This window comes from Stenotrophomonas sp. 01N47 (assembly GCF_056399165.1).
Genome location: NZ_JBFTQU010000014.1, coordinates 26,087 through 47,491, shown reverse-complemented (window position 1 = coordinate 47,491; position 21,405 = coordinate 26,087). Strand labels below are relative to the sequence as shown.

At 67.1% G+C, this 21,405-nt stretch carries 25 protein-coding genes; 13 read left to right on the top strand and 12 right to left on the bottom strand.

The window, feature by feature from the left end; genetic code table 11:
* Positions 1-48 precede the first annotated feature (48 nt).
* The gene (locus AC1DKR_RS19955; protein WP_025878402.1) at positions 49-591 is read left to right on the top strand and encodes a DUF6630 family protein; all 543 of its coding nucleotides are present in this window, start codon (positions 49-51) and stop codon (positions 589-591) included.
* A gap of 64 nt (positions 592-655) precedes the next feature.
* Here the strand turns inward: AC1DKR_RS19955 and AC1DKR_RS19950 are convergent, their stop codons facing one another.
* The 5 genes from AC1DKR_RS19950 to msrB form a co-directional block, all read right to left on the bottom strand.
* Positions 656-931, bottom strand: a complete 276-nt coding sequence (locus tag AC1DKR_RS19950) for a DUF4031 domain-containing protein (RefSeq protein WP_223494123.1) — start codon at positions 929-931, stop codon at positions 656-658.
* A 13-nt stretch (positions 932-944) separates the two neighbouring features.
* Positions 945-1,454 (bottom strand): hypothetical protein, encoded by a 510-nt coding sequence (locus tag AC1DKR_RS19945; protein WP_478034709.1) that lies wholly within the window; start codon positions 1,452-1,454, stop codon positions 945-947.
* A gap of 133 nt (positions 1,455-1,587) precedes the next feature.
* Positions 1,588-2,526, bottom strand: coding sequence for a flagellar motor protein MotB (motB, locus tag AC1DKR_RS19940; protein WP_059065863.1), 939 nt, complete (start codon positions 2,524-2,526; stop codon positions 1,588-1,590).
* A 3-nt stretch (positions 2,527-2,529) separates the two neighbouring features.
* Positions 2,530-3,384, bottom strand: a complete 855-nt coding sequence (gene motA / locus AC1DKR_RS19935; RefSeq protein WP_012509934.1) for a flagellar motor stator protein MotA — start codon at positions 3,382-3,384, stop codon at positions 2,530-2,532.
* A 100-nt stretch (positions 3,385-3,484) separates the two neighbouring features.
* Entirely contained in the window at positions 3,485-3,952 is a 468-nt protein-coding gene (gene msrB / locus AC1DKR_RS19930; RefSeq protein WP_025878406.1) for a peptide-methionine (R)-S-oxide reductase MsrB, read from the bottom strand.
* A gap of 138 nt (positions 3,953-4,090) precedes the next feature.
* Here msrB and AC1DKR_RS19925 point away from each other — a divergent pair, with 138 nt between their 5' ends.
* Both AC1DKR_RS19925 and AC1DKR_RS19920 read left to right on the top strand, forming a co-directional pair.
* Positions 4,091-4,465 (top strand): hypothetical protein, encoded by a 375-nt coding sequence (locus AC1DKR_RS19925; protein WP_033830254.1) that lies wholly within the window; start codon positions 4,091-4,093, stop codon positions 4,463-4,465.
* A gap of 414 nt (positions 4,466-4,879) precedes the next feature.
* The gene (locus tag AC1DKR_RS19920; RefSeq protein WP_025878408.1) at positions 4,880-5,032 is read left to right on the top strand and encodes a hypothetical protein; all 153 of its coding nucleotides are present in this window, start codon (positions 4,880-4,882) and stop codon (positions 5,030-5,032) included.
* Between the two features lie 57 nt (positions 5,033-5,089).
* Here the strand turns inward: AC1DKR_RS19920 and AC1DKR_RS19915 are convergent, their stop codons facing one another.
* On the bottom strand, positions 5,090-5,569 hold the full coding sequence (locus AC1DKR_RS19915) for an AsnC family transcriptional regulator (RefSeq protein WP_478034699.1): 480 nt from the start codon (positions 5,567-5,569) through the stop codon (positions 5,090-5,092).
* 149 nt (positions 5,570-5,718) lie between these two features.
* Here AC1DKR_RS19915 and AC1DKR_RS19910 point away from each other — a divergent pair, with 149 nt between their 5' ends.
* Complete coding sequence (locus AC1DKR_RS19910; protein ID WP_025878410.1) at positions 5,719-7,023, top strand: D-amino acid dehydrogenase; 1,305 nt, start codon at positions 5,719-5,721, stop codon at positions 7,021-7,023.
* Complete coding sequence (gene alr, locus AC1DKR_RS19905) at positions 7,002-8,072, top strand: alanine racemase (RefSeq protein ID WP_223494127.1); 1,071 nt, start codon at positions 7,002-7,004, stop codon at positions 8,070-8,072. Before AC1DKR_RS19910 ends, alr begins: the two co-directional genes overlap by 22 nt.
* Before the next feature lie 62 nt (positions 8,073-8,134).
* Here alr and AC1DKR_RS19900 read toward each other — a convergent pair whose 3' ends face one another.
* Complete coding sequence (locus AC1DKR_RS19900) at positions 8,135-8,701, bottom strand: DUF3016 domain-containing protein (protein WP_312110015.1); 567 nt, start codon at positions 8,699-8,701, stop codon at positions 8,135-8,137.
* A 250-nt stretch (positions 8,702-8,951) separates the two neighbouring features.
* On the opposite strand from AC1DKR_RS19900, the gene AC1DKR_RS19895 reads away from it, so the two are divergent.
* Complete coding sequence (locus AC1DKR_RS19895) at positions 8,952-10,937, top strand: hybrid sensor histidine kinase/response regulator (protein ID WP_312787045.1); 1,986 nt, start codon at positions 8,952-8,954, stop codon at positions 10,935-10,937.
* Positions 10,938-10,981: 44 nt separating this feature from the next.
* On the top strand, positions 10,982-11,272 hold the full coding sequence (locus AC1DKR_RS19890; protein ID WP_312787046.1) for a DUF3247 family protein: 291 nt from the start codon (positions 10,982-10,984) through the stop codon (positions 11,270-11,272).
* A gap of 164 nt (positions 11,273-11,436) precedes the next feature.
* On the opposite strand, the gene AC1DKR_RS19885 is transcribed toward AC1DKR_RS19890, so the two are convergent.
* Positions 11,437-11,700 (bottom strand): hypothetical protein, encoded by a 264-nt coding sequence (locus tag AC1DKR_RS19885; RefSeq protein WP_025878415.1) that lies wholly within the window; start codon positions 11,698-11,700, stop codon positions 11,437-11,439.
* Between the two features lie 156 nt (positions 11,701-11,856).
* Here AC1DKR_RS19885 and AC1DKR_RS19880 point away from each other — a divergent pair, with 156 nt between their 5' ends.
* Genes AC1DKR_RS19880 through AC1DKR_RS19870 form a run of 3 tightly spaced genes read left to right on the top strand, consistent with a single transcriptional unit; the run spans position 11,857 to position 14,305 of the window.
* The gene (locus AC1DKR_RS19880) at positions 11,857-12,927 is read left to right on the top strand and encodes a class I SAM-dependent methyltransferase (RefSeq protein ID WP_478034690.1); all 1,071 of its coding nucleotides are present in this window, start codon (positions 11,857-11,859) and stop codon (positions 12,925-12,927) included.
* The gene (locus AC1DKR_RS19875; RefSeq protein ID WP_312787121.1) at positions 12,924-13,625 is read left to right on the top strand and encodes a pseudouridine synthase; all 702 of its coding nucleotides are present in this window, start codon (positions 12,924-12,926) and stop codon (positions 13,623-13,625) included. Before AC1DKR_RS19880 ends, AC1DKR_RS19875 begins: the two co-directional genes overlap by 4 nt.
* The gene (locus AC1DKR_RS19870) at positions 13,622-14,305 is read left to right on the top strand and encodes an HAD family hydrolase (RefSeq protein ID WP_223494128.1); all 684 of its coding nucleotides are present in this window, start codon (positions 13,622-13,624) and stop codon (positions 14,303-14,305) included. Before AC1DKR_RS19875 ends, AC1DKR_RS19870 begins: the two co-directional genes overlap by 4 nt.
* Positions 14,306-14,528: 223 nt before the next feature.
* Here the strand turns inward: AC1DKR_RS19870 and fabB are convergent, their stop codons facing one another.
* Together fabB and fabA are read right to left on the bottom strand one after the other, a co-directional pair.
* Entirely contained in the window at positions 14,529-15,737 is a 1,209-nt protein-coding gene (fabB, locus tag AC1DKR_RS19865) for a beta-ketoacyl-ACP synthase I (RefSeq protein ID WP_447944566.1), read from the bottom strand.
* The gene (fabA, locus tag AC1DKR_RS19860; RefSeq protein ID WP_025878420.1) at positions 15,737-16,252 is read right to left on the bottom strand and encodes a 3-hydroxyacyl-[acyl-carrier-protein] dehydratase FabA; all 516 of its coding nucleotides are present in this window, start codon (positions 16,250-16,252) and stop codon (positions 15,737-15,739) included. The genes fabB and fabA overlap by 1 nt, the downstream gene beginning before the upstream one ends.
* 191 nt (positions 16,253-16,443) lie before the next feature.
* Here fabA and dinB point away from each other — a divergent pair, with 191 nt between their 5' ends.
* The gene (gene dinB / locus AC1DKR_RS19855) at positions 16,444-17,538 is read left to right on the top strand and encodes a DNA polymerase IV (RefSeq protein ID WP_478034682.1); all 1,095 of its coding nucleotides are present in this window, start codon (positions 16,444-16,446) and stop codon (positions 17,536-17,538) included.
* Between the two features lie 276 nt (positions 17,539-17,814).
* Here the strand turns inward: dinB and AC1DKR_RS19850 are convergent, their stop codons facing one another.
* Positions 17,815-18,726: an MBL fold metallo-hydrolase gene (locus AC1DKR_RS19850; protein ID WP_478034680.1), complete on the bottom strand. Its 912-nt coding sequence runs from the start codon at positions 18,724-18,726 to the stop codon at positions 17,815-17,817.
* A 173-nt stretch (positions 18,727-18,899) separates the two neighbouring features.
* The gene (locus tag AC1DKR_RS19845) at positions 18,900-19,538 is read right to left on the bottom strand and encodes an NAD(P)-dependent oxidoreductase (RefSeq protein ID WP_478034677.1); all 639 of its coding nucleotides are present in this window, start codon (positions 19,536-19,538) and stop codon (positions 18,900-18,902) included.
* A gap of 106 nt (positions 19,539-19,644) precedes the next feature.
* Between AC1DKR_RS19845 and AC1DKR_RS19840 the strand changes: the two genes are divergently transcribed.
* Together AC1DKR_RS19840 and AC1DKR_RS19835 are read left to right on the top strand one after the other, a co-directional pair.
* Positions 19,645-20,574, top strand: coding sequence for a LysR family transcriptional regulator (locus AC1DKR_RS19840; protein ID WP_394198609.1), 930 nt, complete (start codon positions 19,645-19,647; stop codon positions 20,572-20,574).
* The gene (locus AC1DKR_RS19835; protein ID WP_312111296.1) at positions 20,571-21,362 is read left to right on the top strand and encodes a class I SAM-dependent methyltransferase; all 792 of its coding nucleotides are present in this window, start codon (positions 20,571-20,573) and stop codon (positions 21,360-21,362) included. Before AC1DKR_RS19840 ends, AC1DKR_RS19835 begins: the two co-directional genes overlap by 4 nt.
* Positions 21,363-21,405 lie beyond the last annotated feature (43 nt).

Here is a 21,405-nt window from a genome sequence, read left to right as displayed (position 1 = left end):
TACAGGATAAACCGTAGAATGCCCCCCTGCTCCCGAGGACGTTCCGCCATGCCTGACAACAGCGACTATTTCGACTTCGAGGAAGACGCCCACGATTTCGACGAGGACGACTTCGAGGCGCGGGTCTGGAACCTGCTCGTGCTGATCAACCCGGGCGACGAAGAGCTGGCCCTGCAGCAGTTCAACCGCTGGCGCGAGCATCTGTCCGAGGACGGCCAGCCGCTGGAAGCCGACAGCGACTGGCTGCCGGCGCTGTTCACGGCCATCGCCTGGCAGTCCGGCTTCGAAGTCGAGCGTGATGACTTCGATTCGCTGCAGTCGGCGGTGAACGAGCTGTCGGCGCGCTTCAACCTGCAGCTGGACTGGGGTGGCGACCTGGACGACGAGGATTTCGCCGCGGACCTGGATGGCGTGCAGCTGATGAGCACCGCCTTCGACCGCCTGCGCGAGCACAACTACACGCTGTGGAGCGTGGATGCCGGCAACGACGGCTTCAGTGGCTGGATGGCGCTGACCCGCGATGACGACGCCTTGCTGGCGCTGTGCTCGCTGCTGAACGTGGAAGTGCGGCTGGGCAGCGACCCGTTCTGAGAGTCACCGTGCGGACCAAGGTCCGCACCCACTACGGGCATGGCCCAGCGCTACCCGTGCCCGCCTACGGCCGGTACTGCGCCCTGGCGTTGGCGATCACCGCTTTCACCTGTGCGCGATCCGCGTGCCGGGAAATGGCTACCGCGCCCAGCGCGAGTGCCTGCGCACGCAGCTCGGCGGTGACATCGTAATGCGCCCCGCTGGCCTTGTTCTGGAAGGCTCGTGGGGGAATGCCGAGCTGCGCCGCCATCGCGTGCAGCTCGGCCAGGGTATCGGCCATCAGGTGCGCCCAGCGCTGACCGCGCCAGGGATGCACCGCGTCATCGACGTAGACCGACACCGCCGCCGCCGGATCAGGCCTGCGGCTTGCCGTCGGCGTCGGCGGCCGGAGTGGCCTCGGCGTCGGCAGCGCCTTCGGCGCCGGCAGTGTCCGTAGCCGCTTCATCGGACGCTTCGCCTTCAGCGGCTGCGTCTTCAGCCTGCTCGCTGGCGAACTCGGCCACCAGCTTGTCCAGGTACTCCTCGGCGGTCTGGCCCGCTTCTTCGGCCAGGGTGTCGAGCAGCTTCTGCATCAGCTCGGAATATTCCAGGGTGACCTTGCGGCCTTCGGCTTCCTGCACGTTGGACAGGTGCTTGAGCATGGCCAGCATCGGAACCGGGTTGTCGGCGTTGCCCATGGTCTGGCCACCGATGGCCAGCAGCCACTCACGGCCCTGCAGGCCGATGGCGGCCACGGCCTGGCCGTCCTCGTTCACCAGCACGGCATGGTTCTGCACCTGCTGCTGGGCGTTCAGACGGAGGAACGGGCGCTTGGCCTGCTGCTTCTTGCGCTTGTCGCGCTTGGCCTTGGAAGACTGGGACATGGGGGTGTGATCACCTGGAGTCGGAAAGACCGCCATTGTAGCGGCCGCGCGTAGGTGGGGTCAGATCCCTTTCCATGGGAAAGGGATCTGACCCCGGTTCAGCGCTGTGCGGACAAGGGTCCGCACCCACGGATTACTTTCCTGACCCCTGCGCGGCCTGCACGTCCGGGTCCACGGTGGTTGCCGACAGGCCTACCTGCGGCCCGGCGCCGGCCAGCGCAGCTTCCTCGGCGGCCTTGGTCATCACCACGATGCTGATGCGGCGGTTGATCGGGTTCTGCGGATCGGCCTTGTCAAACAGCACCGACGAAGACAAGCCGACCACGCGGGTGATCTTGCTGTCTTCCAGGCCGCCATCGATCAGCGCGCGGCGCGCGGCATTGGCGCGGTCGGCGCTCAGTTCCCAGTTGCCGTAACCGCGTGCGGCCGAATAGGCGGTGATGTCGGTGTGGCCGGTCAGGCTGATCCGGTTCGGCACGTGGTTCAGGTACTCGGCCAGCTCGTGCAGGATCTGCTGGGTGTACGGCTTCAGGGTGGCGCTGCCGAGGTCGAACATCGGCCGGTTCTGCTTGTCCACGATCTGGATGCGCAGGCCTTCCGGGGTCAGGTCCAGCAGCAGCTGGTCCTTGAACGGTTCCAGCGCCTGGCTGCGGCTGATCGCTTCCTGCAGTTCCTTCATCAGCGCTTCCAGCTGCTGCTTGTCGCGCTGCTGCTCGTCCACCGGCTGCGGTATCGACTTCTGCTGGTTCTGGAAGGGATCGTTGCTGTTGCCGCGCGAAACATCGGTGGCGCCGCCGAGCTTGATCATCGAGGTGCTGGCACCGCCCGGCCCGGCCATGCCTGGCGCCGGCGTCGCGCTGGAGCCGACCAGCGGGCTGGGGTTGCGGAAGTACTCGGAAATGGCTGCGCGCTCGGGCTTGCTGGTGCTGGCCATCAGCCACAGCACCAGGAAAAAGGCCATCATCGCGGTCACGAAGTCGGCATAGGCCACCTTCCACGAACCGCCATGGTGGGCGGCGTGGCCGGCCTTCTTGACCCGGCGGACGATGACGGTGGGCTTGGTCTCGGCCATGGCTTACTTGACCGTCTTCAGGTGCTGCTCGAAGTCGGAGAACGCCGGGCGCACGTTCGACGGCAGCGTCTTGCGGGCGAACTCCAGCGCGATCTTCGGGTTGTAGCCGCGCAGGCAGGCCAGCAGGGCGGTCTTCACCGACTCGTAGATGCGGCTGTCCTGCTCGGCACGGGCTTCCATCGCCGAGGCCATCGGGCCGACGAAGCCATAGCCCAGCAGGATGCCGAGGAAGGTGCCGACCAGCGCGCCGGCCACATGGCCACCCACTTCGACGATGTCGCCACCGATCGAGCCCATGGTGATGACGATGCCCAGCACTGCCGCCACGATGCCGAAACCGGGCAGGCCGTCGGCAACCTTGGTCAGCACCTGTGACGGCGCCATCGCTTCGGCGTGGTGCTTTTCCAGCTCCAGCTCCAGCAGCGGCTCCAGCTCATGCGGCTCGATGTTGCTGCCGATCATCAGGCGCAGGCAGTCGGTGATGAAGTCGATCAGGTGGTGGTCGGCCTGCACCTTCGGGTAGTTGCCGAACAGCGCGCTTTCGGCCGGGCGCTCGACGTGGTCTTCCAGTGCCATGAAGCCTTCACGGCGGGCCTTGTTGAGCAGTTCGTAGACCAGGCTGAGGACATCGATGTAGTCCTGCTGCTTGTAGCGCGGGCCCTTGAACACGCCGACCATGGCCTGCAGCGTCTGCTTGACCGTCTTGGCCGGGGTGCCGACCAGGAATGCACCCAGCGCGGCACCGCCGATGATGACCAGTTCGTAGGGCTGCCACAGCGCCCCAAGGCGGCCGTGTGCGCCGAGGTAGCCGCCCAGCACGCTGATGATGACGACCAGGAATCCAACGATGATGAGCATGGCGCGACGCAAGGAGGGGGGATATCTCCTTGTCGGCCTGACACCGGTGTTTCTGAAGAGGGAATTCTGTGAAGTCGGTCAGCGGGGCATTGCGGCGGTGTCAGCCCGCCACGCCGGCCTCCGCGCCGCCACGCTGCAGCGGATCGGGCCACGGCTCGCCGTTGCCGGTGAATGAAAGTGAGACAGAGTTCAGGCAGTGGCGCTCGTAGGTGGGCGGCGGACCGTCCGGGAACACGTGGCCCAGATGGCTGCCACAGCGGGCGCAGGTGATCTCGGTGCGGACCATGCCATGGCTGGTGTCGCGGATCTCGCGCACGTGCGACGGGTCGAACGGGGCGAAGAAACTGGGCCAGCCGGTGCCCGAATCGAACTTGGTGCTGGAGCGGAACAGCGGCAGTGCGCACAGCCGGCAGCAGTAGACGCCCTCACGCTTGTTGTCGAGGAACACCCCGCAGAACGGCGCTTCGGTGCCGTGCTGCAGCAGCACGCGGCGCTCCTCGGCGCTGAGCCCGGCGACCAGGGCGTCGGTCTGCGTGGCGGTGGGGGGCGTCAGATCGAAAGCGCTCATGCCGGCTCTCCGTGGGGTTGTGGCCTGGGATGCCAGCAGACGTGGGGGTGTCGGCACACGCTTGCAAGTGTGATGGCCGTTCATGGCCGGCACACAGGGGCAGGCGCAGGGTAAGGGTGGCCCACCCTGGAGCGCGCGATGAAACCCCGCCTTGTCCTGTTGCTGTCGGCCCTCTTGCCTCTGCTCGCCCAGGCGCAGGTTCCCACCGGCAGTCCGACCGCCACCCGCAGCAGCTCGACGGTGGCGCCGCCGCCTGTGGCCCCGCCACCGCAGGCGTCGCGCCCGCAGCCGCAGGTGCTGCCCTCGCCGCAGCCGGCCCAGCCGATCCGCTCGACCGGCCCGGCCCAAGTGACCCCCACGCCCGCGCCGGCGCTGCCGGACAAGGTCTACGACCGCAACGGCCGCATCGTTCCCGGCGTCAAACCGGTCGGCCCCAACCGCGTGTTCGACTCGCGCACCGGCCGCTACTACGACAGCGTACCGACCGGCGACGGCCAGCAGATCAAGCGCTGACCCCAGCGCCCGCAACCGATCGCCTAACCCAAAGAGAGCGCAGCGACCCGCTGTTGCTCTTTTTTTTTCTTTTTCCGTGGCTGGCGCCCGCATGAACCTGTCAGAGGCCGGGCGGGTGGGCTGTGCAGGGGCGTGAGCCGCATGGATGCGGCGACCGAGCATACAGGGACGTACTTGCAGCGCCCCCTGCACAGCCCACCCGCCCGGCCTCACCCGCAATGCTGGAAGTCTGCCCAGCCACGAGGGGCCCAGCCGTTGGCAGGAAACCCACCCACATGAACGCCGGAAAACAGCCCCCGCCCTGCACACCCCGCATCACCCGTTTTTCGCCTGCGATTAACCGCCCCAGGACCACGGTGGACCTGCGCCGGCATCCCTGTCGTCGCGCTTCCCTCGTCCCCTTGGAATACGATCATGGCCAACCAGCAGAACCGTCATCCCGGCAAGGAACAGCAGGGCAAAACACCGCAGGAACAGCAGCGCCAGCAGCAACAGCAACAGCAGCCGAACGAGCAGCAGAAGAAGAATCCGCAACAGGGTTCCATGAAGAACCCGCAGCAGCGCTGATGCAGCCAGGGGCCAGAGCCCGCGTTGCGGGGTCTGGTCCCGCTGCCGCCGGTCGGTTCAATCCGGAATCGGCAGCGCCCAGGTCTCCTTGACCTCTTCCATCACGATGTAGCTCTTCGACTCACGCACATGCGGCAGGGTCAGCAGGGTGCTGCCCAGCAGCTTGCGATAGGACGCCATCTCGCTGATCCGTGCCTTCAGCAGGTAATCGAAATCGCCCGACACCAGATGGCATTCCAGCACGTTGGGCAGCTTCAGCGCCGAACGCCGGAACTCCTCGAAGATGTCGCCGGACTTGTAGGCCAGGCTGATCTCCACGAACACCAGCAGGCTCGCTTTCAGCGCGTTGGGGTCCAGGTGCGCGTGGTAGCCGGTGATCACCGCTTCGCGCTCCAGCCGGCGCACGCGCTCGGTGCACGGGGTGGTCGACAGGCCGACCCGTTCGCCCAGCTCGGTGAAGGAAATGCGGCCTTCGGCCTGCAGGATGCGCAGGATCTTGCGGTCGATCTTGTCCAGCTCGCGGGGACGGGTGGCCATGGGCGTCAAGCTCGGGGAATGAATCACAGGGAAATATCCTGACTGCATTGCTGAAATCAGGCAAATCATCTGGGTATGGAAGAATATACTTCCCCGATTATGGCCCCTGCGCATGCAAATGCAGGGAATGATCGGGTTGGAGAATTCCCATGCGAGTCCTAGTCCTCGGCAGCGGCGTGATCGGCACCACCAGTGCCTGGTACCTGCGACAGGCCGGGTTTGAAGTCACGGTCGTCGACCGCCAGCCCGGTCCCGCGCTGGAAACCAGCTTCGCCAATGCCGGCCAGCTGTCCTTCGGCTACACCTCGCCGTGGGCTGCCCCGGGCGTGCCGAAGAAGGCCATCGGCTGGTTGTTCGAAAAGCACGCACCGCTGGCGATCAAGCCGGGCATGGACCTGGCCCAGTACCGCTGGCTGTGGCAGATGCTGCGCAACTGCACCCACGAGCGCTACGCGATCAACAAGGCGCGCATGGTGCGCATGTCCGAGTACAGCCGCGACTGCCTGAACGAGCTGCGTGCGCAGATCGGCATCGATTTCGAAGGGCGCGACCTGGGCACCACCCAGCTGTTCCGCACCCAGCAGCAGCTGGATGCATCGGCGCAGGACATCGAGATCCTGGCCCAGTACGGTGTGCCGTACGAAGTGCTGGATCGCGCCGGCATCATCAAGGCCGAGCCTGCGCTGGCCCACGTCGATGGCCTGGTGGGTGCGCTGCGCCTGCCGCGCGACCAGACCGGCGATTGCCAGCTGTTCACCCGCCGCCTGGCGCAGATGGCGGCCGAAGCGGGGGTCGAGTTCCGTTACGACCAGGACATCACCGGCGTGGAATTCGACGGCGACCGCATCACCGGCGTGCGCATCGGCGGCAAGCTGGAAACCGCGGACCGCTTCGTGGTCGCGCTGGGCAGCTATTCGCCGGGACTGGTCGCGCCGCTGGGCATGCGCCTGCCGGTGTATCCGCTGAAGGGCTACTCGCTGACCCTGCCGATCACCGACCCGGCGATGGCACCCACTTCGACCATCCTCGATGAGAGCTACAAGGTGGCGGTGACCCGCTTCGACAACCGCATCCGCGTCGGTGGCATGGCCGAGGTGGCCGGTTTCGACCTGTCGCTGTCGCCGCGTCGCCGCGAGACGCTGGAGCTGGTGGTGCGCGACCTGTACCCGAAGGGCGGTGACCTGGCCAAGGCCGAGTTCTGGACCGGCCTGCGCCCGGCCACGCCGGACGGCACACCGGTGATCGGCGCCACGCCGTTCCGCAACCTGTTCCTCAACACCGGCCACGGCACGCTGGGCTGGACCATGGCCTGCGGCTCCGGCCGCTACCTGGCCGACCTGATGAGCGCGCGCCAGCCGCAGATCAGCACCGAAGGCCTCGATATCTTCCGCTACGGCCAGTACCGCCACGCCCCGCAACATGAGAACCGCACATGCGTCCTGCCCGCGCGCTGATCGACCTGGGCGCACTGCGCAGCAACTATCGCCTGGCCCGTGAACTGGGCGGTGGCAAGGCGCTGGCGATCCTCAAGGCCGATGCCTATGGCCACGGTGCGGTGCGCTGTGCGCAGGCACTGGAAGGCGAGGCCGACGGCTTTGGCGTGGCCACCATCGAAGAAGCGCTGGAACTGCGCCAGGCCGGCATCCGTGCGCCGATCCTGCTGCTGGAAGGCATCTTCGAGCCCAGCGAAATGGCGCTGGTGGCCGAGCATGACCTGTGGTTCTCGGTCGGTTCGCCGTGGCAGCTGGAAGCGCTGGCCGCGTTCGACAGCCCGCGCCCGCTGACGGTGTGGCTGAAGCTGGACAGCGGCATGCACCGGCTGGGCCTGGACGTTCCCGGTTTCCGCGCCGCGCACGCACGTTTGTCTGCACTGCCGCAGGTGGCGCGCATCGTGATGATGACCCACCTGGCACGCGCCGATGAACTGGACAGCGAGCGTACCCATGAGCAGGCCGCGACCTTCGTCGAGGCCATCGATGGTCTTGAAGGCGAGACCAGCATCTGCAATTCGCCGGCGCTGCTGGGCTGGCCGGACGTGCGCAGTGACTGGGTGCGCCCGGGCCTGATGCTGTACGGCGCCAATCCGCTGCCGGACAACAGTGAACTCACCGCGCGCCTGCGCCCGGTGATGACGATGCAGTCCAAGGTGTTCGCCGAGCGCTGGATCGAAGCTGGCGAGCCGGTCGGCTACGGTGCGCGCTTCGTGGCCAAGGCGCGCACACGCGTGGGCGTGGTCGCACTGGGCTATGCCGATGGTTATCCGCAGTTCGCGCCCAATGGCACCCCGGTGCTGATCGATGGCCAACCCGGTGGGCTGATCGGCCGCGTGTCGATGGACATGTTGACCGTGGACCTGACCGCGCATGCGCAGGCCGGCGTCGGCAGCGTGGTGGAACTGTGGGGTACGGCGCCGACCCTGTCCGAGCTGGCGCCGCGCTGCGGTGTCAGTGCCTACCAGCTGCCGTGCGGCGTCAAGCGCGTGGCACGCGTCTACCAGGATTGACCGGCTCTGGTAGCTGCCGACCTTGGTCGGCGCTGTGAATGCGTGTCGACCAAGGTCGACACCTACCGGGCAGCGGTAACGCGCGAGGTCAGCTGGCGCTTCACCCAATCATCGATCAGGCGCTTTTCATAGCGCAGCGGATCGGTATCGCTCCTCAGGCCGATGTTGTGCAGATAGCCGCTGTCGCTCAGGCGGGCGTCGCCTTCATCGATGATGCGCCCGCTGGCGTCCTTCAGTGTGTACTGCAGGGTGATCCGCGGCGGGTAGATGTCGCGCATGATCCGGATGTCGCTGCCGCGCGGGCCGTGCCAGGGCTCATAGTCGCCCGCGCGCTTGATATCGACCAGGGTCACGTCCAGCGTCTGCCCGGCCTGCAGGGGCTTGGCGGCGCTGGTCTGCACGTAGCGTGCCAGCTGCTGCACCCAGTCCCCGCGTTCGGCCTCGAAGCGGTTGGTGCTCTGGCGGATCTCGGTGAATTTCGCCGGATCATTCCACTGCACGCTGACCGGGCCATCGGCCTGCAGTGCGCGCGGCGCATCGGGCGCGGTTACCGTCCGCGGCGCGGCAGCCACGCTGCCCACGGCAAGCATGCCGGCCAGCAGCAGGGCGGTTGAAAGCGAACCTTTCATGGCAGTCTCCTGCGTCCCCGAAGCGGGGAGGATGATGATCTCGGATCGAGTGTGATCCCGCCGCGGGGCCGCAGCAATGGCCAGTAGCGTCAAATGCGTCAACAGTTGCCGCCAATTCATGGTCGTCAACCCTGACTGACGGCGCTTGACGCTGTGAATACGCGGTCTGGAAGATGCTGTACCTCCATCCGGTCTTTTCCTCCCCACGCCCTTGTCCACATTGCCGCCCCTCGTGGAGCGCTCACCCTTGATGGTGCCGACGCCCGAACCCGACCTGCACCATGGCGTGCTTGAGCGCATCCACGCAGGTTTCTGTGTGATCCAGGTGCTGTTTGATGGCGACGAGGCGATCGACTACCGCTTCCTCGAGGTCAACGATGCCTTCGAGCGCCACACCGGCCTGAAGGATGCCTGCGGCAAGCGCATGAGCACGCTGGAGCCACAGCACGAAGGCGACTGGTTCCGTATTTACGGCGAAGTGGCGCGGACCGGGCGACCGGCCCAGTTCGAAATGGATGCCCGTGCCCTGGGGCGCACGTTCGCCGTGGATGCGGTGCGTGTTGGCCGGGCGGGCGATGACAAGGTGGGCGTGCTGTTCTTCGATGTGACCGCGCGCAAGCAGATGGAAGTGGAACTGGGTGAGAGCGAGGCGCGTTTCAGTGCGTTGGCCGATGGCCTGCCGATGCCGGTGTGGGTACTGGACGAGCGCGGCCATGCCCGCTTCGTCAACAGTGCCTTCAGCGAGTTCTTCGGCGGCGACGAGAACCGTGTGCCCGAAGATGTCTGGCGCGGCCTGGTGCATCCCGACGATGCGTCGGTGTTCGAGTACGAACTGCAGGAAGCGCTGAAAGCGCAGCGTTCGATGCATGCGCTGGTGCGCGCCCGCCGCGCCGATGGGCAGTGGCGCTGGCTGGAAATGAACGCACGTCCGCGCTTCTCGCGGATGGGCCGCTTCATCGGCCTGGCCGGCAGCAGCCCGGATGTCACCGAGCGTCGCGAGATCGAACTGGCGCGCGAGGAGCTGCTGCAGTCCGAGCGTGCCGCGCGCAGTGCGGCGGAAAACATGGCGCGGCTGAAGGATGAATTCCTGGCCACGCTGTCGCACGAGCTGCGCACGCCGCTGACCACGATCCTGGGCTGGAGCGAACTGCTGCTGCAACGCGTGGATTCCACCAGCCCGCTGTACAAGGGCCTGGGCGTGATCGCCAACAGCGCCACCGCGCAGAAGCGGTTGATCTCGGACATGCTCGACCTCAGCAGCATGCTGCTGGGCAAGGTGCAGCTGGAAGTGGAAGTGCTGGACCTGCGCGACCAGTTGAACGAAGCGATGGGCGCACAGGAACTGGTGGCCGAGGGCAAGGCACTGGACGTCACCCTGCAGCTGCCGGCACAGCCCTGCCAGGTGCTGGGCGATGCCACCCGGCTGCAGCAGGTGTTCTGGAACCTGTTGTCCAACGCGATCAAGTTCACCCCGGCCGAAGGCCGCATCGACGTGCAGCTGCAGGCTGATGGCAACTATTGGACGATCACCGTGCGCGATACCGGTGACGGCATCGCGCCGGAGTTCCTGAACCATCTGTTCAGCCGCTTCCGCCAGGCCGACGGCACCACCACCCGCCGCCATGGCGGTCTGGGCCTGGGCCTGGCCATCGTGCAGCAGCTGGTCGAACTGCATGGCGGTTCGGTCAGCGCGGCCAGCGATGGCCACGGTCATGGTTCCACCTTCACCGTGCGCCTGCCACAGCACCTGCCCGATGCCGAACGGCGTCCGCTGCGTGAGGTCGTCAGCGGTCCTATCCTGGAACCGATGGTGGTCGAGCCGTACCCGCTGCGCGGCCTGCATGTGCTGGCGGTGGAAGACCAGCCAGAAGTGCTGGAGTACCTGCGGCGGATGCTGGAAGAGCAGGGTGCCAGCGTATCTGCGGCCAGTTCTGCGGGCGAGGCGCTGGCATTGCTGGCCGACAATGGCCACCTGCAGTACCACGTGCTGCTGACCGACATCGGCATGCCGGGCATGGATGGCTATGGCCTGGTGAGCACGCTGCGCGAGGACCTGGGCGTGGATGCGGCAGCACTGCCGGCGGTGGCGGTGACCGCGCTGGCGCGTGCCGATGACCGTCGCCGTGCGTTGGCCTCGGGCTTCCAGGAGCATGTGGCCAAGCCGTATTCGGTGGCCCAGCTGGTGGGCGTGGTGCGGCGCGTGCAGGCCACGCGCGGGGACAGCCTGCTGCACTGAGCATTCACGGACGATCGGCGACCCTGCAGTTCAGGAGGTCGCCGATGTCCCGTATTGCTCCCCGTATCCATACTGATTCCGCGCAGATCGCGCGCCTGGAAGCCCTTCTGCCGCAGTTGCAGGGGGAAACCGAGGTGCAGCTGACCCTGCACGATGGCCGGCGCCTGCTGGGCACGGTTGCGGTGCAGCCGACGCTGCAGCAGTACCGCAACGACGCCGGCGACGAAGGCAGCAATGGCCAGCTGCGGTTGGACGATCTCGATACGCCGGTGCAGCAGCATCACGTGTGGCTGGATGAGATCGCCAGCATCCGCAGACTCCCGCCGAGGCTCTGACGGCAACTGCGGATAGCGCATCCACGCATGGCGTGGATCTACTGCAAAGCCACGCCACGCGTGGCCGCGATGGCCAACGTTGGAACAGGTGTAGAGCCACGCCATGCGTGGCCGCGATGGTCAACATTCGAACAGTAGAGCCACGCCATAGGTGGCTGCGATGATCAATGTTCGAACAGCGTTGCCGTCGCTTCGAACCTGCGCGCATACGCGCGCTCCTCGGCTACCCGGGTCACTTCATCGTCTGCCAGATCCGGCGCGCCATAGACGGCGTAGGCCACGCTGCCATCGGCGCCGTGGCCAACCTGGTGCAGGCGGTAGCGGGAATGGCCGCCGCCGGTGTCCTCCGGGTAATGCACGGGGGGATGGCTGCCTTCCAGGTCCATTTCACTGTTGTCGACGACACCTCCGACGAACAAGGCACGCATGCAGGATCTCCAGGGGTTGCGGGGGAGCTTCTACCCTGAACGCTGGCATGTTGCTGCGGCATCAAGGCAACGTTGAAGTTTCGCAAAGCGGTGGCCGGGGCCGGGCCGGACAAGCCGGTACAATGGACGGCCCTCACGCTTCCAGTACCCGCGCCGATGGCATCCAGCGACGACGCCCCCCTGCAGACCCTGTTCCTGCCGTTCTCCAGCGGCGCCCTGCGCTGGCCGGAGGGTCCGGTGGCCTTCCTGCGCGCCCGTGACGGCTGGCCACTGCGCGAGCAGGCCGGCGGCCGCGAAGTCGACTGCGAGCAGAGCTTCGCCCCGTTCGCGCAGCCGCTGCAGCAGGCCGCTGGCTGGACCGTCAGCGGGGAGCTGGATGATGCTGCCGGCCGCGGCCGTTACCCGCTGGTGCTGGTGCTGCCGCCGCGCCAGCGAGAGGAAGCCCGTGCGCTGTTCGCCCGCGCCCTGGCGCTGGTCGCCGAGGGTGGCCGCATCGTGGCCTGCCAGCACAACAACGAAGGTGCCCGCTCCGGCGAAGGCGACCTCAAGCAGTTGGCCGGCCTCGGCGGCAGCCTGACCAAGAACCATTGCCGCGTGTTCTGGACCGCTCCGCTGCAGGGCCAGCACGATGTGGACGTGGCCAAGCGCTGGGGCGCGCTGGACGCGGTGCGGCCGATCGTCGGCGGCCGTTTCCTCAGCCGTCCTGGCGTGTTCGCCTGGGACCGCATCGACCCGGCGTCGGCCCTGCTGGCCGAGCATCTGCCGGCCGACCTTGCCGGGCGTGCAGCTGACCTCGGTGCCGGTTACGGCTACCTGTCGCGTGAACTGCTGGAGCGCTGCCCGAAGATCACCGCGCTGGACCTGTACGAGGCCGAGAAGCGCGCGCTGGACCTGGCCGAACTCAATCTGGCACCGCCACCGCGCCCCGTGCCGCTGCGCTTCCTGTGGCGCGACGTCACCGCCGGTATCGAGCCGGACTACGACGTCATCATCAGCAACCCGCCGTTCCACACGCCCTCGCGTGCGGATCGCCCGGATATCGGCCAGCGCTTCATCGCCGTGGCCGCACAGGCGCTGCGCCCGGGTGGGCGCCTGTACGTGGTGGCCAACCGCCACCTGCCCTACGAGTACACGCTCAACGAGAGCTTCGGCGCGGTGCGCGTGGTTGCCGAGCGCGATGGCTTCAAGCTGGTCGAAGCGGTGAAGGGCAAGGGGAAGGGCCGGTGAAGCTGGTCAAGCACATCGCCAACCTCGGCTACGGCAGCCGCAAGCAGGTGCAGTGGATGTTCCGCGAAGGCCGCGTCACCGACGCCGACGGCGAGGTGCTCTACGCCGACGACCAGGTGCCGCATGAAGCGGTGCGGGTGGACGGCGAGCCGCTGGACCCGCCGGTGGGCCTGTCGCTGGCGATGTACAAGCCGGCCGGCTACACGTGCTCGACCAAGGACAAGGGCCGCCTGATCTACGACCTGCTGCCGCCGCGCTTCCGCGACCGCGACCCGGTGCTGTCCACCGTCGGCCGCCTCGACCGTGAGACCAGCGGCCTGTTGCTGCTGACCGACGACGGCAACCTGCTGCACCGGATCATCTCGCCGAAGTCGAAGCTGCCCAAGGTCTACGAAGTGGAGCTGGCCGAAGACCTGCGTGGTGACGAGGTGGCGCTGTTTGCCAGCGGCACGCTGATGCTGGAAGCGGAGAAGACGCCCCTGCTGCCGGCTGAACTGCAGGTGCTCGGGCCGCGCAAGGCGCGCCTGGTACTGCACGAAGGCCGCTACCATCAGGTACGCCGCATGTTCGCTGCCGCAGGCAACCATGTGCAGGCACTGCATCGCAGCCGTGTTGGTGGCCTGGACCTGCAGGGACTGGCCGAAGGGGAATGGCGGCTGCTGACCTCCACCGATCTGGATACGTTGTTCGCTCCATGACCTCCATCGCTGCGCTGCCATTCCTGCCCGACGCCGTCATCTTCGACATGGACGGCCTGATGATCGACAGCGAGCGTGTGTCGCTTGCATGCTGGAGCGAGGCGGCGGAGGAGTTCGGCTTGCCCCTGGATGCCAGCTTCTTCGTCCGCATGGTCGGCCTTGGCGACCGCGACAGCCAGGCGCTGCTGCGCCAGCAGGGCATCGAAGACAGCATGATCGAGGCCATGGCCGCGCGTTGCCATGATCTGTACGAGGAGCGCACCCAGACCGGGCTGCCGCTGCGGCCGGGCATCCTGGAACTGCTTGAGTTGTTGAAGTCGCACGCGGTGCCGCGTGCGGTAGCGACCACCACGCGGCAGCCGCGGGCCAACCGCAAGCTGGCTGCAGCCGGGCTGCTGCCATACTTCGATGCGGTGATCACCAGTGGCGATGTAGCGCGGCCGAAGCCGGCGCCGGACATCTACCTGCTGGCCGCGCAGCGGCTGGGAAAGGCGCCGGAACGTTGCCTGGCGCTGGAGGATTCGCCGGCCGGCACACGAGCCGCGCTGGCCGCAGGCATGACCGTGATCCAGGTACCGGACCTGGTGCATCCCGATGAAGAACTGCGCGCGCTGGGCCACCGCATCGTCGGCTCGCTGGTGGACGCGCACGCCTTGCTGCTGCCGCTACTGCCGAGGTAGGTGCCAACCCTGGTTGGCATGCCTTGAACCGGGTGGGTGCCGACCGTTGGTCGGCACGCCTCACCGCTCTCGCCGGGCATGGCCCGGCGCCACCGCTCTGGCAGGTGCCAACCTTGAACCCGGTGGGTGCCGACCGTTGGTCGGCACGCTTCACCGCTCTCGCCGGGCATGGTCCGGCGCTACCGCCCTGGCAGGTGCCAACCTTGGTTGGCACGCTTTCAGATCACACCCTGCCGAACACCAGAGCCGCGTTGGTGCCACCGAAGCCGAAGCTATTGGACATCACCGTATCCAGCTTCTGCTCGCGGCTTTCGCGCAGGATCGGGAAGCCTTCCACCCTCGGGTCCAGCTCGCCGATGTTGGCCGAGCCGGCCACGAAGCCATCGCGCATCATCAGCAGGCAGTAGATCGCTTCATGCACGCTGGCAGCGCCCAGCGAATGGCCCGACAGCGCCTTGGTCGAGGACAGCGGCGGAATCGTATCGCCGAACACCTCGCGGATCGCACCCAGCTCGGTCACATCGCCCAGCGGGGTCGAGGTGCCGTGGGTGTTGAGGTAATCCAGCGGACGGTCCACGTTCTGCAGCGCCATCTTCATGCAGCGCACGGCGCCTTCACCGGACGGCGCGACCATGTCGGCACCATCGGAGGTCACGCCATAGCCGATCAGCTCGGCATGGATGTGTGCGCCACGCGCCACCGCGTGGTCGTAATCCTCCAGCACCAGCATGCCGCCACCACCGGCGATGACGAAGCCATCGCGGTCCTTGTCGTACGGGCGCGAGGCGCTGGCGGGGGTGTCGTTGAAGCTGGTGGACAGGGCGCCCATCGCATCGAACATCACGCTCATCGACCAGTGCAGGTCTTCACCGCCGCCGGCGAACATGATGTCCTGCGCGCCGTGGCGGATGAGGTCGGCAGCCGCGCCGATGCAATGCGCCGAGGTCGCGCAGGCGGCCGACAGCGAGTAGCTGACGCCCTTGATCTGGAATGCGGTGGCCAGGCAGGCCGACACGGTCGAGCACATCGTGCGCGGCACCATGTACGGACCGACCTTGCGCACGCCGCGGCTGCGCAGCAGATCGACCGCACCCACCTGCCATTCGCTGGAGCCACCACCGGAACCGGCGATCAGGCCGGTGCGCAGGCCGCTGACCTGCTCCGGGGTCAGGCCCGCATCGGTGATGGCATCGGCCATCGCCAGATAGGCGAAGGCGGCGGCATCGCTCATGAAGCGCTTCTGTTTGCGGTCGATCAGCGCGTCCAGGTCGAGGTCGACGCGACCGCCGACCTGGCTGCGCAGGCCGGCTTCGGCGTGGTCGGCCAGCGCGGTGATGCCGGCGCGGCTCTCGCGCAGGGCGGCTGAAACGGTATCCAGATCATTGCCGAGGCAGGACGTGATGCCCATGCCGGTGATGACGACGCGACGCATCAGAAGCTCCCGGTTTCAGTGAACAGGCCCACGCGCAGGTCGCGGGCGTTGTAGATCTCGCGGTCGTCCACGTACATGCGCGCGTCGGACTGGGCCATCACCAGCTTGCGGTTGATGACGCGGCTGATGTCGATCTCGTAGCGCACCAGCTTGGCATCGGGCAACACCTGGCCGGTGAACTTCACTTCGCCGCAGCCCAGGGCGCGGCCCTTGCCGGGCGCACCCAGCCAGGTCAGGAAGAAGCCGGTCAGCTGCCACATGGCATCCAGGCCCAGGCAGCCGGGCATCACCGGGTCGCCGATGAAGTGGCAGCCGAAGAACCACAGGTCCGGACGGATATCCAGTTCGGCGCGTACCATGCCCTTGCCATGCGGTCCGCCGTCCTCGCGGATTTCGGTGATGCGGTCGAACATCAGCATCGGGTCGTTGGGCAACCGGCCGGCGGCAGCGCCGAACAGTTCACCGCGTGCGCTGGCCAGCAGCTGGTCGCGGTTGAACGCGTGGAGACGAGTCATGGAAAGCGCAATCCTGGAAGCGAAAACAAGGCAACGAGTTCCCGAGGATGCACGACGGATCAGGCGGATATCAAACCGCGTCTCCGTACGCGTGCGTAGTGTTTTCAGCTGAAACCACGCATCCCGTTGATGCACAACGACCATACTTCGGCGTCTGGACGGGTACGGTGCAGGTATCATGTGGGCCAACCATGAACGCACTGCGCAAGATCATCCACGTCGACATGGACGCCTTCTACGCGTCGGTGGAGCAGCGCGACGATCCGTCACTGCGCGGCAAGCCGGTGGTTGTGGCATGGCGCGGCGCGCGTTCAGTGGTGTGCGCCGCCTCGTACGAGGCGCGCGTGTTCGGCGTGCGTTCGGCGATGCCGGCCCTGCGCGCCGAGCGCCTGTGCCCGGACGCGATCTTCGTGCCGCCGGACTTCGCACGTTATAAGGCGGTGTCGCGCCACGTGCGCGAGATCTTCCTGCGCCATACCGACCTGGTCGAGCCGCTGTCCTTGGACGAGGCCTACCTGGACGTGACCGAGCCGAAGAGTGGCATCGAACTGGCCACCGACATCGCCCGCACCATCCGCGCGCAGATCCGCGAGGAAACCAACCTGACCGCTTCAGCCGGGATCGCGCCGAACAAGTTCCTGGCCAAGATCGCCTCGGACTGGCGCAAGCCCGACGGCCAGTTCGTGATTCCGCCGCAGCGGGTGGACGCATTCCTGCTGCCGCTGCCGGTGAATCGCGTGCCCGGCGTGGGCAAGGTGATGGAAGGCAAGCTGGCGGCGCGTGGCATCGTCACCTGCGGCGACCTGCGGCAGTGGACGCTGCCGGACCTGGAAGACGCCTTCGGCAGCTTCGGCCGCAGCCTGTACAACCGCGCCCGCGGTGTCGACGAGCGACCGGTGGAGCCTGACCAGCAGGTGCAGTCGATCTCCTCTGAAGACACCTTCGCCGAGGACCTGCTGCTGGAAGACCTGGGCGAAGCGATCGTGCAGCTGGCCGAGAAGACCTGGCAGGCCACGCGCAAGACCGAACGCATCGGCCACACCGTGGTGCTGAAACTGAAGACCGCGCAGTTCCGCATCCTCACCCGCAGCTTCACCCCGGAACGCCCGCCCGAGTCGATGGAAGAACTGCGCGACATCGCACTTTCATTGCGCGCCCGCGTAGATCTCCCCGCCGACACCCGCTACCGCCTGGTCGGCGTCGGCCTCGGCGGTTTCCGTGAAAAGGAAGCCGTGGTGCAGGGCGAATTGTTCGAGCACGCAACGAACGATTCCCCACGGACCTGATACCTGTGTCGACCAAGGTCGACACCTACCAACAGCCGCGTGCCGACCAACGGTCAGCACCCACCAACAGCAGCGGGAACCTGTCGAAGGCGGGGTGGGTCCGGTTGCGGGGGCGTGAGCCGCATGGATGCGGCGACCGAGCTTACATGGACGTACTTGCAGCGTCCCCCGCAACCGGACCCATCCCGCCATCCCCCGGAATGCCCGCTTTTGCTGTTGCCGTTGCCGTCGATTCGGCGGGTGCAGGGCGCAGCCCTGCAAAAGAAACCCCCTACCTTACGGCCACTGAATCTCGCCCTTGGCCACCTTCGCACTCAACTCCAGCGACGCCACACCCGCCAGCTGCGGATAGCGCGCCTGCATCGCCTTCACCAACGCAGCGCTGTCCCTGGCCTTGGCGGTTTCAACATCGAAGGCACGGATGTAATCCGCGGTGAAGCGCAACGCACTGGCATCCAGTGCCGCACCCTCCGCGTAATGACCGGGCACCACCACCTTCGGCTTCAGCGCCTGCAGCTGCTGCAGCGTGCGCAGCCAATCGGCATGCGACTGCGGCGTCTGCGTATCGGCCATCCACACATGCTCGCCGGCCACCACCGGAATGCCACCGACGATCGCGCGCAGCGACGGCACCCACAGCACGCTGCGGTCCGGCGTCGGGCCATCCAGGCCGATCAACGGCAGGCGCTGGCCTTCCAACTGCAGTGCATCGCCTTCCAGTACTGCGGGCACCACGATGCGTGCGGGAGCGTCGGCACCCATCTTCGGCCCCCAGTACGCCAGCTTGCCGGCCTGGGATTCACGGATGTGCGCCACGGTCTGCGCGGTGGCGACGATGCGCGCCTGCGGGAACGCATCCTGCACGGTGGCCAGGCCGAAGTAATAGTCCGGATCGCCATGGCTGATGTAGATGGTGGTCAGCCGCTTGCCGCTGGCACGGATCTGCTCGACCAGCCGGCGTGCATCGCCGGCAGCAAACTGCGCGTTGACCAGGATCGCGTCGTTGCGCCCTTCGATCAGCACCGAGGACACCGAGAACATTGCCTGCGGGCCGGGATGGAAGGTCTGCAGGCGCAGCTGGGATTTGGCAGCGCTGGCGGGTGCAGGCGCGGCCGGTGCGGCCAGCAGCGGGGCGCTGGTGAAGCTGGCAGCCAGCGCGAGGGGAAGCAGCAGGGCAGCAGTACGCATGGGAGGTGTCCTTGGGGTGTCGAGCCGAGCGTTGGCTATGCCGGGCGTCCTTGCCCGGCCCCCTACGGGCCGTCGCAAGCGACGTTGGCAACGGCTCCTGCCGTTGCCTTCGGCTTTACAGGTGGGTAATGCCGGGCCATGCCCGGCGGGCGGTCAGGCCGGCGAGTGCGTGATCAGTACGCCGCTGTGATGATCTGCTTCGGGTACTTGCGCGCTTCCAGTTCGGCGACGAACGCGGCGCCGTAGTCGGCGTAGCTGATGCGGCTGTGGCCGTTGGCATCGGCGAGGAACGCCTTGGGCTGCACGCGGTACTGCCCACGCTCTTCACCCGGGCCGATTTCGGCCGCCGGCGAGAAGAAGGTCCAGTCCAGGTCATCCACCGCCTGCAGGCGGTTGAACGCTTCACGGTGGGCAAGCGCGTAGGGCTTGTAGGCCTCCGGGAAGGTGGGGGTGTCGACCAGCTGCACGCCGGGGGCGACTTCCAAGCTGCCGGCGCCGCCGACCACGACCAGGCGCGGCACGTTGGCCTTGCGGGCGGCGTTGGCCAGCTGTGCGGCAACCTCGCCGACGCGACCGATGTCGTCGCCCGGGCGCGGGCCGTAGGCGCTGGCCAGCACATCGTGGCCGGTGATGGCGGCGACCAGGGCGTCCTGGTCATCCAGCGAGGCGATGACCGGATGGGCGCCTGCCAGCTCGGCCGGCAGGTCCTGCGCGCTGCGCACGATGACGGTCAGTTGATGGCCGTTGGCCAGCGCGTGGCGGGCGATCTGGCGGCCGATGTTGCCGGTGGCACCGACGAGGGCGATCTTCATGGCAGGACTCCGTGGGGGTGGTGGTTGGGAATGGGGCCACTGTAGGTCGCTGCATTCGCTCGAAAAACAGCGTATAACGCGCTTGTTTGTTGCATGGATCGAGCAGATGGACCGATTGACCGCCATGACCGTATTCGTCGAAGTTGCCGAGCGCGGCAGCCTGACCGCCGCCGCCGAGGTGCTGGACATGTCCAGGGCCATGGTCAGCCGCTACCTGGCCGAGGTGGAGGGCTGGCTGGGTGCGCGGCTGCTGCACCGGACCACGCGGCGGGTGAGCCTGACCGGGGCCGGTGAAGCCGCGCTGGCGCGTTTCCGGCAGATGCTGGCGATCGGCGAGGAACTGCAGGGGGAGCTGGCCAGCGACGATCCCGAGCCACACGGCACGCTGCGCATCACCGCCAGCGTGTCGTTCGGGCAGAGCCATCTGGCGCGTGCGGTGGCCGCCTTCGTGCAGCGCCATCCGGCCGCACGCATCGAACTGCTGCTGGTCGACCGTATGGTCAACCTGGTGGAGGAGCGCGTCGACCTGGCTGTGCGCATCGCGCGGCAGATCGACCCCAGCCTGATCGCACGTCGTTTGGCGATCTGCCGTTCGGTGCTGTGCGCGACGCCGGCCTACCTGCAGGCGCGTGGCACGCCGACCGCGCCCGAACATCTCGCCGCGCACAATTGCCTGACCCATCACTACGTCGGCAAAAGCCTGTGGCAGCTGCATCGCGAAGGACGCTCGTTGTCGGTGGCGGTGGGCGGCAACATCAGTGCCAATGAAGCATCGCTGTTGCTGGAGGCGGTGCGCGCCAATGCCGGTATTGCCATGTTGCCGACCTACCAGGTCGCACCGTTGCTGCGCAGTGGCGAACTGATCGAACTGCTGCCCGAGTACAGCCTGGACGAGCTGGGCATTCATGCCGTGTACGCCTCGCGCCGGCAACAGCCCGTTATCATGCGGCGATTCCTGGATTTCCTCGCCGAGTGCTTCGCCAGCCCGGCCTTCCAGGATCTGGACTGGCGCCCTTCGGGCAAGGAGAACACATGAACCATGGACAGGCGTTGATCGACCACAACCGTGCTGCCTGGGACCGCCAGGCCAGCGAGGTGCGCGAGTGGTCGCGACCGGTGGATGCCGAAACGATTGCCGCCGCACGCGAAGGACGCTGGCAGGTACACCTGACGCCGCGTGCGTTGCCGCTGGATTGGCTGGGCGATGTGCGTGGCAGGCGCATCCTGTGCCTGGCTTCGGCCGGTGGCCAACAGGCACCCGTGCTTGCCGCGGCGGGCGCTGAGGTGACCGTGTTCGATCTTTCCGACGGGCAGCTGGCGCAGGACCGCGCCGTCGCCGACCGCGACGGTCTGTCGCTGCGCACCGTGCAGGGTGACATGCGTGATCTGCAGGCCTTTGCCAACGACAGCTTCGACGTGGTGTTCCATCCCATCTCGAACCTGTACGTGCCCGACGTGCGTCCGGTGTGGGCCGAGTGCCGCCGGGTGCTGGCACGCGATGGCCTGCTGATGGCCAGCTTCTACAATCCGGTGGTGTTCGTTGCTGCGCGTGATGCACAGCTGAGCGAGCAGGGCCTGATCCGCCCGCAGTACGCGATTCCCTATTCCGACCTGGAAGACCTGGAGCCCGCCGCGCGCGAGGCCAAGCTGGCCCGTGGCGAAGCGCTGACATTCGGCCACAGCCTGGGGGATCTGATCGCCGGGCAGCTGGATGCCGGGTTCGTCATCGACCGCTTCATGGAAGACTGGCAGCCGCAGCCGCGCTTCCTGATCGACCGTTACCTGCCGACCTTCCTGGCCACCCGCGCACGCCGGATCGGCTGAAGACGCGGGCGTACAATGGACGGCCCCACGTTGCACGAGTGAG